Source organism: Micromonospora sp. DT43 (genome assembly GCF_049841645.1).
Classification (GTDB): Bacteria; Actinomycetota; Actinomycetes; order Mycobacteriales; family Micromonosporaceae; genus Micromonospora.
Genome location: NZ_JBNCKR010000022.1, coordinates 85,631 through 97,703, shown reverse-complemented (window position 1 = coordinate 97,703; position 12,073 = coordinate 85,631). Strand labels below are relative to the sequence as shown.

At 71.9% G+C, this 12,073-nt stretch carries 13 protein-coding genes; 7 read left to right on the top strand and 6 right to left on the bottom strand.

Annotated features, from left to right (window positions below):
* Positions 1 to 184 precede the first annotated feature (184 nt).
* From ACLQ26_RS32105 to ACLQ26_RS32075, 7 genes are all read left to right on the top strand, one after another.
* Positions 185 to 1,210, top strand: a complete 1,026-nt coding sequence (locus ACLQ26_RS32105) for an aspartate-semialdehyde dehydrogenase (protein ID WP_425748103.1) — start codon at positions 185 to 187, stop codon at positions 1,208 to 1,210.
* A gap of 158 nt (positions 1,211 to 1,368) precedes the next feature.
* Positions 1,369 to 1,809, top strand: a complete 441-nt coding sequence (locus ACLQ26_RS32100) for a PPOX class F420-dependent oxidoreductase (protein WP_425748102.1) — start codon at positions 1,369 to 1,371, stop codon at positions 1,807 to 1,809.
* Between the two features lie 272 nt (positions 1,810 to 2,081).
* A complete protein-coding gene (locus ACLQ26_RS32095; RefSeq protein WP_425748101.1) occupies positions 2,082 to 2,780 on the top strand; it encodes a TMEM175 family protein in 699 nt (232 codons plus the stop codon).
* A 92-nt stretch (positions 2,781 to 2,872) separates the two neighbouring features.
* Positions 2,873 to 3,289 (top strand): CBS domain-containing protein, encoded by a 417-nt coding sequence (locus ACLQ26_RS32090; RefSeq protein ID WP_007464304.1) that lies wholly within the window; start codon positions 2,873 to 2,875, stop codon positions 3,287 to 3,289.
* A 297-nt stretch (positions 3,290 to 3,586) separates the two neighbouring features.
* Positions 3,587 to 3,958, top strand: coding sequence for an SCP2 sterol-binding domain-containing protein (locus tag ACLQ26_RS32085; protein WP_425748100.1), 372 nt, complete (start codon positions 3,587 to 3,589; stop codon positions 3,956 to 3,958).
* Complete coding sequence (locus ACLQ26_RS32080; RefSeq protein ID WP_425748099.1) at positions 3,958 to 6,018, top strand: glycogen debranching N-terminal domain-containing protein; 2,061 nt, start codon at positions 3,958 to 3,960, stop codon at positions 6,016 to 6,018. Before ACLQ26_RS32085 ends, ACLQ26_RS32080 begins: the two co-directional genes overlap by 1 nt.
* A gap of 104 nt (positions 6,019 to 6,122) precedes the next feature.
* A complete protein-coding gene (locus ACLQ26_RS32075; RefSeq protein WP_425748098.1) occupies positions 6,123 to 6,875 on the top strand; it encodes a lysophospholipid acyltransferase family protein in 753 nt (250 codons plus the stop codon).
* Positions 6,876 to 6,947: 72 nt separating this feature from the next.
* Here the strand turns inward: ACLQ26_RS32075 and ACLQ26_RS32070 are convergent, their stop codons facing one another.
* From ACLQ26_RS32070 to ACLQ26_RS32045, 6 genes are all read right to left on the bottom strand, one after another.
* Positions 6,948 to 7,661 (bottom strand): hypothetical protein, encoded by a 714-nt coding sequence (locus ACLQ26_RS32070; protein WP_363679694.1) that lies wholly within the window; start codon positions 7,659 to 7,661, stop codon positions 6,948 to 6,950.
* Between the two features lie 71 nt (positions 7,662 to 7,732).
* Positions 7,733 to 8,446 (bottom strand): response regulator, encoded by a 714-nt coding sequence (locus tag ACLQ26_RS32065; RefSeq protein WP_425748097.1) that lies wholly within the window; start codon positions 8,444 to 8,446, stop codon positions 7,733 to 7,735.
* Positions 8,419 to 9,528 (bottom strand): hypothetical protein, encoded by a 1,110-nt coding sequence (locus tag ACLQ26_RS32060; RefSeq protein ID WP_425748115.1) that lies wholly within the window; start codon positions 9,526 to 9,528, stop codon positions 8,419 to 8,421. The genes ACLQ26_RS32065 and ACLQ26_RS32060 overlap by 28 nt, the downstream gene beginning before the upstream one ends.
* 97 nt (positions 9,529 to 9,625) lie before the next feature.
* On the bottom strand, positions 9,626 to 10,804 hold the full coding sequence (locus ACLQ26_RS32055) for a sensor histidine kinase (protein WP_425748096.1): 1,179 nt from the start codon (positions 10,802 to 10,804) through the stop codon (positions 9,626 to 9,628).
* 118 nt (positions 10,805 to 10,922) lie between these two features.
* A complete protein-coding gene (locus ACLQ26_RS32050) occupies positions 10,923 to 11,318 on the bottom strand; it encodes a VOC family protein (protein WP_425748095.1) in 396 nt (131 codons plus the stop codon).
* Between the two features lie 117 nt (positions 11,319 to 11,435).
* Positions 11,436 to 11,954, bottom strand: coding sequence for a hypothetical protein (locus tag ACLQ26_RS32045; RefSeq protein WP_425748094.1), 519 nt, complete (start codon positions 11,952 to 11,954; stop codon positions 11,436 to 11,438).
* Positions 11,955 to 12,073: the final 119 nt, after the last annotated feature.

The following is a 12,073-nucleotide window of genomic DNA, read 5'->3' as shown; positions in this document are numbered from 1 at the left end:
CACCAGGCCTCGCCACCAGCACCTCCACCACAACCAAGATCAGTTGCACTGAAGCCTAGAAACCACCCGGCGTGTCGCGACGATAACTTCATGATCAACGGGGTGGTGGGTCCGGTGTGAGGTGGGACCCGGGGGTTGGGAAAGGGGTGCCGGTTGTGGGGGTTGGCTGGGTAGCCTCGCGGGCATGAGGATCGGCATTGTGGGGGCCACCGGCCAGGTCGGTGGCGTGATGCGGCAGGTGCTGGCGGAGCGGAAGTTCCCGGCGGAGCAGGTGCGGTTGTTCGCCTCGGCGCGGTCCGCAGGGCGTACGCTGCCGTGGCGCGACGGCGAGGTGACGGTCGAGGACGCGGCCACCGCTGACTACTCCGGCCTGGACATCGTGCTCTTCTCGGCCGGTAAGGGCAGCGCCCTGGAGTTGGCGCCCCGGGTTGCCGAGGCCGGTGCCGTGGTGATCGACAACTCGTCGGCGTTCCGGATGGACCCGCTGGTGCCGCTGGTGGTCGCCGAGGTCAACCCGCACGCCGCCGCGAACCGCCCGAAGGGCATCATCGCCAACCCCAACTGCACCACGATGGCCGCGATGCCGGTGCTGCGCCCGCTGCACGCCGAGGCTGGTCTGGTCAGCCTGGTCGTCTCGACGTACCAGGCGGTCTCCGGCGCCGGGCTGGCCGGTGTTGCCGAGCTGGACGAGCAGGTCCGCAAGGTCGCCGAGCACGCCGCCGGGCTGGCCTTCGACGGGTCGGCCGTGGAGTTCCCCGCGCCGCGCTCGTTCGCCGAGCCGATCGCCTTCAACGTGCTGCCGCTGGCCGGCTCGATCGTCGACGACGGCTCGTTCGAGACCGACGAGGAGCAGAAGCTCCGCAACGAGAGCCGTAAGATCCTCGAGATCCCCGATCTGTTGGTCTCCGGCACCTGCGTCCGGGTTCCGGTGTTTACCGGTCACTCGCTCCAGATCAACGCCCGCTTCGCCCGCCCGCTCACCCCGCAGCGGGCCCACGAGCTGCTCACCGACGCGCCCGGGGTCGCGCTGACCGCCGTGCCGACGCCGCTGCAGGCCGCCGGGCAGGACCCGACCTACGTGGGCCGCATCCGCGCCGACGAGACAGTCGAGTACGGGCTGGCGCTGTTCTGCTCCAACGACAACCTGCGTAAGGGCGCGGCGCTCAACGCCGTACAGCTCGCCGAGTTGGTGGCCGCCGAGCGGCGCTGAGTACGGCCTTCCAACGGCGCTGACCGTTGCGATCACTGCGGGCTTCCGGCCGATCGTGGCGGGGGCCCGCAGTGCGTGACGGCGGCGGCTCATCGGGGGCGGCAGCACCCCTGTCGTGTTTGGATGGACGCAGCCGACCGTGCCACCTGGAGGAAACCGTGCCGGAGGACCCCGCCCAGCAGGCGTTGACCGACCTGATCGCCGGCCGCTCGATGGGCGTGCTGGCCACGCTCAAACGCGACGGGCGACCGCAGTTGTCCACGGTGGTCTACGCGTTCGACCGCGCGGCCGGCCTGATCCGGGTGTCCGTCACCGACGGCCGGGCCAAGACCGCCAACCTGCGTCGGGACCCGCGGGCCAGCTTCCACGTCGGCAGCGAGGACGGCTGGGCGTACGCGGTGGTCGAGGGGCGGGCCGAGCTGACCGCCCCGGCCGCAGCCGTCGACGACGCCACGGTCGAGGAGTTGGTGGGGCTCTACCGGTCGCTGCGCGGCGAGCACCCGGACTGGGCCGACTACCGCACCGCCATGGTCGCCGACCAGCGGCTGGTGCTGCGCCTGCACGTCGAGCGGATCTACGGAATGCCGCCCCGCGCCTGAGCGGGCCGGCCTTCCGGGTCAGCCCGGCTCGATCACTGTCACGCCGGGCCAGCGTTGCGCGGGCCGATGGCGAGCCAGTCGCTGTCGGGACAGCGCGACGTCCACCCTGGCCGGGTTGTGCCGCCACACCCCGCCCAGCAGATCCCCCAGCCCGACACGCGCCGCCCCGCGGCCATGGGGTGGCGAGGCCGTCGGCGGGTATACCGCGCTGCCGTGCCGGCGTCGCCCAGTCGGAGCGCCGGCGAGGAGCGGCACCTCGGGGGAGGGGCGGGATGAGCACCGAGCAGGGCAGCGACGACGCCGGGCGGATTCGCGACGGCACCGGCGGCCCGGCCCTGCGGTCGGAGACGTCCCGCCTGCTCGCGTTCAGCGACGGGGTGTTCGCCATCATCATCACGCTCCTGGTGCTCGACCTTCAGCCGCCCCGGGTCGCCAGGGGTCAGCTGTTACACGCGCTCCTCGAGCAGTGGCCGGCGTACCTGGCCTACGTCACGTCGTACCTGCTCGTGGCGATCACCTGGTTGAACCACAGGGCTGCCTTCCACCGGGTGGCGCGCAGCGGGAAGGGTCTGCAGTGGTGCAACCTCGGGGTGCTGTTCACGACGGCGCTGTTGCCGTTCGCGACCTCGATCGTCTCGCAGGCCGTGCGGCAGGGCGACCGGGCCGACGAGCGCACAGGGGTCGTCCTCTACGGTCTGGCCGGCATGCTGCTCTCGGCGAGTTGGTTGGTCCTGTACCACTATCTGACCCGCCGGCACGACCTGGTCGATCCGGCGGTGTCGCGGGGGTTCTTCCCCGCGGAACGGGCACGGGCCGCGGTCGGGATCCTGGGATACGGGCTGGCGGCTCTCATCGGATTCTTCACCGACCCACTGCTCGCGCTGACGATCTTCCTGTTGCTGCCGATCTTCTTCAGCCTGACCAGCAGTGGCCTGTACGAGCTGCGCCGCCTGCGCCGCCCGCGCGGATAGCCAGCTCGCCCCGCACAGCGGTCCGGCCATCGGCGTTACCCCCTCCCGGGCGGCGGGTAGACGGGCCGTGCCGACACCGAGAGGGGAGCACCATGACAACGGTCGGAGAGTTCATGACGACCCGGTTGGTGACGATGGACGGCAATGACACGCTTATCGCCGCCGCTCAGGAGATGCGCGACAGCGCGATTGGCGACGTGGTGGTGACCGATGGCGACAGTGTCGTCGGTATCGTCACGGACCGGGACATCACGGTCCGTGGTGTCGCGGAGAACATGGACCCGGGCTCGACCCGGTTGAACGAGATAACCAGCCGCGACGTGATCACCGTGAGTCAGTACGACGACGCGGTGTCCGCCGCGGACCTGATGCGTACCTACGCCGTACGCCGACTGCCAGTGATCGACGACGGGCGCCTGATCGGCCTGGTCTCGATGGGTGACCTCGCGGTCGAGCGCGAACCGCAGTCGGTGCTGGCCGACATCAGCGCCGACGACCCGAACAACTGATCGTCCGCCGCGGACGCGCCGGCCCTCCCCCGATGGGGGAGGGCCGGCGCCGTGCCGTTTCCCTGATCGGTGGCGGCTGAGCGACCCGACACGCCGAGCACCGCCCTGCTGAGCTGCCACCGATCACCGGGCGGCTACCGGCCGCGACCGACACGACGCGCGGCTCACCCGAATTGGGCGAGGTTGACCGTGTGGGTAGGCGGGGACCCGTGCGGGGACGTGTGACGCCGGCCGTGCGCGTGACGCGAGCGCGCCGGGTGGGATCCCGGGCCCGGCCAACTGGGAGGAGTGGACCCGATGGTGGACGCGACCACGAGGTTCTTTGAGGACCTGGACCGGCGGGGGTACGAGCCCCTGCTGGCGAAGACCTCCGGGACAGTGCGGTTCGACCTGCACGAGGGGGCGCAGACCCGACACTGGCTGCTGGCGATCGACCACGGGCGGCTCGACGTGACTCAGGAGGACCGGGAGGCCGACACGGTGATCGGCGCCAGCCCGGTCCTCTTCGACGACATCGCCACCGGCCGTGAGCACGGCCTGGCCGCCCTGTTGCGGGGCGACATGACGGTGACGGGCGACGCCCGACTTGTGGTGCAGGTGGAGCGGATCTTTCCCGGGTCGCCGGACGCCCGTGGGCCGCGTCGCCGCTTCGCGGGGGAGGAGCACTGATGGGCCAGAGCAACACGGTCCGGATCCTGGACGGCAACACGTTCGTCGTCTGCGAGGACACCGGTGACATCGAGGCGACGCCGAGCGAGCCGACCGGGCTCTTCTCCATCGACACCCGGTTCCTGTCCACCTGGGTGCTGAGCGTGAACGGCGAACGCCTCAACTCCCTCTCGTACGACGACCTCCAGTACTTCGAGTCCCGGTTCTTCCTGGTGCCGGGGATGGCCACGCACTACGTGGACGCGAAGCTGTCGATCATCCGGGAGCGGGCGGTCGGTGGCAGCTTCCGGGAGCAGCTCACCATCCTCAACCACGACGAGAAGGCGGTCGACCTCGAGGTACGGATGGACGCGGCGTCCGACTTCGCCGACCTGTTCCAGGTCAAGGACGAGATCCTGAACAAGAAGGGCGAGATCTACACCGAGGTCGAGGCCGACAAGCTGCGCCTGGGCTACCGCCGGGGCAACTTCCGACGCGAGACGATCATCTCCTCGTCGGTGTCGGCCCGGTACGACAGCCGGGGGTTCGCGTACACCGTTCGCCTGGAGCCGAACCAGCAGTGGGAGGCCACGATTGACGTGCAGACGCGCGCGGTCGGGCCCGGGGACCGGGACCTGCGGATGGGTCTGCGGGTGCACGGCGGTGAGCGGCTGGCGCTGCAACACGATCTGGAGCAGTGGATCGCGGACGCTCCCAAGGTCAACAGTGAGCACGGTCGGGTGGCCAGCACGTACCGGCGCAGCCTGATCGACCTGGCGGCGCTGCGCTTCTCGCCGCTCTCGCTCGGCGGCGCGACCCTGCCCGCCGCCGGTCTGCCCTGGTTCATGACCATGTTCGGCCGGGACAGCATCCTCACCTGCCTGCAGACGCTGCCGTTCACGCCGCAGCTGTCGAAGACGACGCTGCGCATCCTGGCGTCCCTGCAGGGCAGCCGGTTCGACGACTTCCGGGACGAGGATCCGGGGCGGATCCTGCACGAGATGCGCTACGGCGAGACGGCCGCCTTCGAGGAGCAACCGCACTCGCCGTACTACGGGTCGGTGGACGCCACCCCGCTGTTCGTCGTGCTGCTCGACGAGTACGAGCGGTGGACCGGGGACGTGGCGCTGGTCAAGGAGTTGGAGCAGGAGTCCCGGGCCGCGCTGAGGTGGATCGACGACTACGCCGACCTGGTCGGCACCGGCTACATCTGGTACCAGCGGCGCAACACCGAGACCGGCCTGGAGAACCAGTGCTGGAAGGACTCCTGGGACTCGATCTCCTACTCCGACGGCACCCTGCCGCCCTTTCCGCGGGCGACGTGCGAGGTGCAGGGGTACGCGTACGACGCGAAGGTTCGCGGGGCACGGTTGGCCCGCGAGTTCTGGGGTGACCCGGAGTTCGCCGACCAGTTGGAGCGGGAGGCGGCGGAGCTGAAGGAACGGTTCAACCGCGACTGGTGGGTGGAAGACGGCGGGTACTACGCGCTGGCCCTCGATCCGGACGGTCGTCAGTGCGACGTCCTCAGCTCCAACATCGGCCACCTGCTGTGGAGCGGGATCGTCCTGCCCGAGCGTGCGGAGCAGGTCGCGCAGCACCTGGTGGGGCCGCGGCTCTTCTCCGGCTGGGGGGTGCGGACCCTCGCCGAGGGGGAGACGCGGTACAACCCGATCGGCTACCACAACGGCACGATCTGGCCGTTCGACAACTCCTTCATAGCCTGGGGTCTGCGCCGGTACGGCTTCGCCGAGGAGGCCGCCACCATCGCCAACGGCATCCTGGACGCGGCCACCTACTTCGACGGGCGGCTGCCGGAGGCGTTCGGCGGATACCCGCGGGAGCTGACGAAGTTCCCGGTGGAGTACCCGACGGCGTGCAGCCCGCAGGCGTGGTCGACAGGTACGCCGCTGCTCTTGCTGCGCACCATGCTCGGCCTCGAACCACACGACGGCCACCTGGCGGTCGAACCGCGGCTGCCGGTCGGGATGGGCCGGATCGAGGTGCTGGACATCCCGGGCCGCTGGGGCCGGGTGGACGCCTTCGCCCGTGGCCGGCTCGATCTGCACAGCCTCGCCGACTGAGCCACGGTCGGCGTACCGGCGGCGGCGCGCCACCCGCGTCGCCGCCGGTACGCCGCCGGGTCGCCACTCAGCCGACCACCAGCCGGGCAGGGTAGATTCTGCGGATGCCGGAGCTCGTGTACCCGCCCGTTATCGCCACCGCCAAGACGCTGTTCCGGGTCCTCGACCTGAAGATCACCATCGAGGGCGCCCACCACGTACCCCGCACCGGCGGGGCGGTGTTGGCCAGCAACCACGTCAGCTACCTCGACTTCATCTTCGCCGGGCTGGGTGCGAACGCGTCGGGCCGGCTGGTCCGGTTCATGGCCAAGAATTCGGTCTTCACGCACAGGATCTCCGGCCCGCTGATGCGCGGTATGCGGCACATCCCGGTGGACCGGCAGGCAGGCGCGGCCTCGTTCCGCGCCGCCGTGGGCGCGCTCAAGCAGGGCGAGGTCGTGGGCGTCTTCCCCGAGGCCACGATCAGCCGGTCGTTCACGGTCAAGGAGCTCAAGAGCGGCACGGTACGGATGGCCCGTTCGGCGAAGGTGCCGGTGTTGCCTGTCGCGCTCTGGGGCACCCAGCGGCTCTGGACGAAGGGTCGGCCCCGCACCCTGACGCGTCGGCACACCCCCATCACCATCCTGATCGGTGAGCCGATCCAGCCGGCGGACTTCCCGGACCCGAACGTGCTGGCCGATGAGCTGACCAGCCGGTTGAGCGCGCTTGTCGAGCGGGCCCAGCGCGAGTACCCGGATGCGCCGGCCGGCCCGGAGGACACCTGGTGGCTCCCGGCGCACCTCGGTGGCACCGCGCCGACGCCGGAGGAGGCCGCAGCGCTGGACGCCGCCGGGGAGGAGCGCACGCCCAGCGTGTGACGGCGACGCCCGCCGGCTCCTCGCCACCAACGCGCACGGACGCTGCGTGTCACCAGCGCCCGGACGCTCGTGTCACCAGCGCCCGGACGCCGCGCCGCCGGCGAAGCCGTCCCAGGAGGTCGGCTCCGGCCCCGAGCGGTAGTAGTCGTCCCGGGAGCGGAACTCGACAGGCAGCGAGCCGGGGAGGGTGATCCGCGTTTCCCCGGCGAGCAGCGCGGGGCCGGCGCGCAGCAGCAGAACGTCGCGCTCCTGGGCGGAGAGGTCCACGAGCTGGGGGCGGGTGAGACGGAACATGGCCACCGCCCGGCGGACCTGACGCGCCAGCGCGCTTACCTCACCCGGTGACCCGCCGAGGGCCAACGCCGGCTGCTGGATGGTGCGCAACGCGTCACAGACGATCATCAGCTGTGCCGGATCGGTGGGAGGAAGCTCCAGCCGGGACGGCCACTGCCAGCGGATCTGACCGGTCATCAGACCGGTCAGCCGCCCCGCGAGCCGGGACCGCGGCGTGTCGTCGGCGACCAGCGACAGCTGCGAGCCGGTGCCCACCCAGCAGATCCGCTGGTCGGTGACGGTCACCGAGACCGGCCCGGGAAGCTGCCAGCCGCGTTGTGTCTCGGTCGGCCCGAGCAGGTAGCCCGCGACGAGCAGCCGGTGCCTGCCGAGCACCTTCTCGCCGAGCAGCGGGCGCATGTCGTAACGCCGGTCGAGGGTCGGGCCCACGTCGTCGTCAGTCGCGTCGAACCGGTGTGGGCCGATGAAGAAGGGGGACGCGTCGGCGTGCATCGTCACGACCTCCCGGTCAGCTGGCTGTGGGTTGAGCCTCGCCGATCCGCCGGCCACTGTCATGACGCCCGTTAGGGGGTCGGCCGGTCGTGTGTCGCCTGTGACCGGTAGATGCCAATCTCCTCCGGGCGGACGAGTCCGTCCTCGATCGCACGGGCGAGCAGCGCCGCCTTTGTGGCTGCCGGTCGCCCCGCCCGGGTGTACTTGATCCGCGCACGGTCCACATACTGCTTCACCGTGTGCTCACTGATCTGCATGCGACGGGCCACCGACGCCTTGGACATCGACTGGAACCAGAGCAGCAGCGCCTCACGTTCCTTGTCGGACAGCATCGGCCGGTCCGGCCGCGGGTCGCCGACCATCGCACCGGCCAGCGCCGGCGGCACGTACGGCCTGTCGCTCGCCGCGGCCAGTACGGTCGCCACGCAGTGCTCCCGGCCCTCGTGCTTGGCGAGGAACGCCACCGCCCCAGCGTCCAGCGCGGCCAGCATCGTCTCCGGGTCGGTGTGCTCCGAGTAGACCACCACCCGCCGTCCGGTGGCGCTCAACTCGGCCAGCTTGTCGAGCGCCATCCGGCCGTGCAGCCGCAGGTCGAGCAGGACGACGTCGGCGTCCGGCGCGGCCCGTAGCACCTCGTCCGGGTCGTCCCCGGTGGCCAGCACGGTCAGTCGCGGCTCGCTGGCGAGCCAGGCGCGCACCCCCTCGACGACCACGGGGTGGTCGTCGACGATCGCCACCCCGATCAGCCGGTCACCTGTCACCCCAACCACCGGGTCTGCGCCCATCTGATGTCCCCGTCCCGTTCGTAGAGGTGCTGCACCGGCCCGTCCTCGTGCTCCCCGGGCGGAGGGCCTGTCGTGTCCGGTCCCTCCCGGTCCGGCGTGACCAGACTGACCACCACCTCGCCGGGGCCGGACACCACTGTCAGACGCGCCCACCCACGGGCGTCGGCGAGCAGGCCGGTGAGCGGGTCGGCCAGCCGGCGGCGGATCTCCACCGGCAGCGGCGGTGGGTTGCCGATGGCGACCAGGTCGATCGGCAGCCCGTTGCGTTCGGCCAGGTCGGCGGCCGCCCGCAGCTCGTGCAGCAACGGGTCGGGCACGTCGTCGGACTCGGCGATCAGACGCCGTAGTCGGCCCGCGGCCAACACGCAGCGGCGCTGCACCTCCGGGTCGTCCGGGTCGGCCTCCCCGGCGGCCAGCTCGCCGAGGACGCGTCCGGCCGCCGCGCCGACCAGGGAGAGCCGGTCGCGGCGTTCCTGCCGGCCCCGCTCGGCGGCGGCTCGCTCGGCGGAGAGCGTGTGCATGGCGGCGGCCGCGGCGGCCCGGTCCCGGGCCAGGCCGACGATCACCGCGCTGCCCACGAAGACCGCCACCGGCAGCGAGAAGGTGCCGTAGACGTACATGGTGTAGCGGGCCAGGTCGGCCGTTCCGGCGCCGTGCAGGAGGACGGCGGCGAGCGCGATCAGGGCGTGCGTGGTCAGCAGCGCGACCAGACCGCTCACCCGCCGGCCCCACAGCGCCAGCACGAAGAACCAGCCGAGAGTGCCCCACACCCAGTTCGCGGCGGCGAACAGCTGCCCCGCGCCGACGGCGGCGAAGACGGCCGCGTCGACGGCGAGCAGCACCCCCGCGAGCGGCCAGGGCGGCAGCGGCCTGCCTCGCAGCAACCGGACGCCGGCCACCGCCCCGGTCACGGCGACCAGGAGCCAGCCGCCGAGCACCACCGTCGGCGCGGCGAACTGCGTCCGGGTCGCCAGCACCGCCGGTAGTCCGATCGCGACGTGCCAGGCCAACGCGATGGCGACGGCGACGATCCGGGCGCCCCGGTCGGAGGCGTGGGCCACCGCGGCCGGCGCGGCGAGCAGCGCGGGCTCGGGCGTCGTGGGCCCGTCGACCGGGCTGGGACGCGGCCCGAGAATGGTCGTCTCGCCGGTGCGGGTGCGCTCCGCCGAGGCGCCGAGGTCAGCCGACACCGGGCCACTCCAGTCGGATCCGGGTGCCCGCACCGGGCGCGGAGCGCACCTCGGCCCGCCCACCGACCGCCGCCATCCGCCCGTGGATCGACTCGCGCAGCCCGTACCGGTGCGGGGGGACGGTGGCCGGGTCGAAGCCGGGGCCGTCGTCGACCACCTCGACCACGACGGCGACCGCGTCGCGGGTCAGCCGCAGGGTGGCCGTTGCGCCCGGCGCGTGGCGGACCACGTTGGACAGGGCCGCGTAGGCGCTCTCGGTGATCGCGTCGGCCACCCCGGCGGGCACCGCGCAGGACGCCAGATCCAGGCCCACCGGCAGCTCGGGCAGCCGGTCGGGCACCGCCCGCAACCGCCCGTCGAGGGGCACCGGGCCGTCGCCGGGCGTCGGACCGAGGTCGGTCAACGCGACGAGGGTACGCAGGTCGGCGGCGCACCTGTCGCGGAAGGAGGCCGACGGGCCAGCCACCGCGCCGAGCCCCACCATGGTCAGCGTGCCGAGCACGGTGTCGTGCAGGTCCCGGTTCTGCTGGCGCTCGGCCTCGCGGGCGGACCGCGCGACGAGCGCCTCCCGGGTCAGCCGCTGATGCTCCACGAACGCCCGGTCGGCCCGCCCGATCCGGCGGCGCATCACACCCGTCATCATCGCCGTGCAGGCCGTCTGCACCACCAGGGTGGCGGCGTGCGCCCGGGACTCGGTGGGGTTGCCGGCGGCCTGCGTACCAGCCACGTACGCGGCGATGACCAGCAGTCCGGCCGGGACCGACCAGCGGGCCGGTGCGGTGGCCTGCGCGTTGATCACCGTGGTGCTGGCGAGGACCGCGATCCAACTGCCCTCACCGGGCAGCACCTCGGGCGCCACCAGGTGAGGGATGAGCAGGCAGGCCGCCACGGTGACAGCGACGTCGCCGGCGACCAGTGCCGGGGTGATCCCGTGGCGCAGCGCCCGGCCGGCGTACCAGAGCGACCATCCGGTCAGCGCGGCCACGCCGGGCAGCAGCAGGGCCTCGTCGACGGGCGGGGTACGCACCGACAGCGCCACCGCGCCGCCGACCAGCCCGCACGTCAGCCGCAGCAGCGCCGGCAGCGTGGTGAAGATGAGGCTGAACGCCCCGCCCGCCGGATTGTCCAGAGCGGGCGGTGGCACGGTCGGGGCGGCAGTCGCCGGCATCGGGAGGTGTCCTTCCGACAACGACCCGGTCCGGGTCCGCGCGGCAGAGATCGACATCGGAGAATAGCATGGCGGACAGTGAGCGTTCACCCACCGTGTGCGTCATGTCATCTTGTCGTCACCCTTCGGCGCGCGGCTGGATCAGGTCCCACCGATTGCCGTACAGGTCGACGAAGACCGCCACCGAGCCGTACGCCTCGTGCCGTGGCTCCTCCAGGAACCGCACCCCGGCGTCGACCATCCGGGCGTGGTCCCGGGCGAAATCCTCGGTGTACAGGAACAGGCCCACCCGACCGCCGGTCTGGTCACCCACCCGTGCTCGCTGTTCGGCGCTGCTCGCCCGGGCCAACAGCAACGCCGTCTCCCGAGCCCCCGGTGGGCGCACCACCACCCAGCGCGAGCCGTCCGGACGGGCCGTGTCCTCCACCAGTTCGAAGCCGAGGCCGCCCACGTAGAAGTCGATCGCCTCGTCGTACTCGCGTACCAGCACCGCGACCAGTCCCAGATGTGCCATTCGGCCATCATGCCCACGGTTGCGCCAGCCGTGGCGGGCGGCGTCGCCCAGCGTCGGCGACGTCACTCTCGGTCGGCTCGGTTGGCTCGGCGTTCTCGGCGGGCTCGGTCGGCTCGGCTACTGGAAGCCGATCGGGTGGGACCTGACGAGCCAGTCGAGATGAGGTCCGTCTCGACCCGGGTCCCTCCAGTAGCCGATCACGGCGTACCGGCGTCCCTTCTCGGGCATGGTGAGCCGCTGGCGCGTCTCGGCGCCCGTCTGCGAGGTGGCGGTCACCTCGTGGCTGCCCGCCGGCAGCTTGACGGGGAACAGGACCCAGTTGTGCTGGCCCTGCACGTCGAAGGGCTGGTCGACGAGCCGGGTGCCGTCGATGCTGACCGTGACGGTGACCCGGTCGTCCTCGAACGACTGGTTGCTCACCCAGAGGTGCAGGTCGGCCAGGTCCTCGTCGACGAGGCGGATGGCCGCTGGTGTCGCGACGGGTGGCGGGTACGAGGCGACGGGGGTTGCTGTTGCGCTGCCACGTGCCGGAGGAGGCGGCTGGTTCGTCGACCTGGCGAATCCTCCGCAGCCTGCCGTGGCCAGCAGCGTCGCCCCGGCGAGAGCGGCCGTACGGGCGAGAGTCTTCGCATCCATCCCGATGCGACGTCGCAGGACCGGCACGCGTTCCCGCCTCCGTCGGATTCGCCCGTCGGGCCGGTCGTCCGGAACCGGGCACCGGCATCGACCGTCTCATCTCCTGGCGAGAGGTGGTG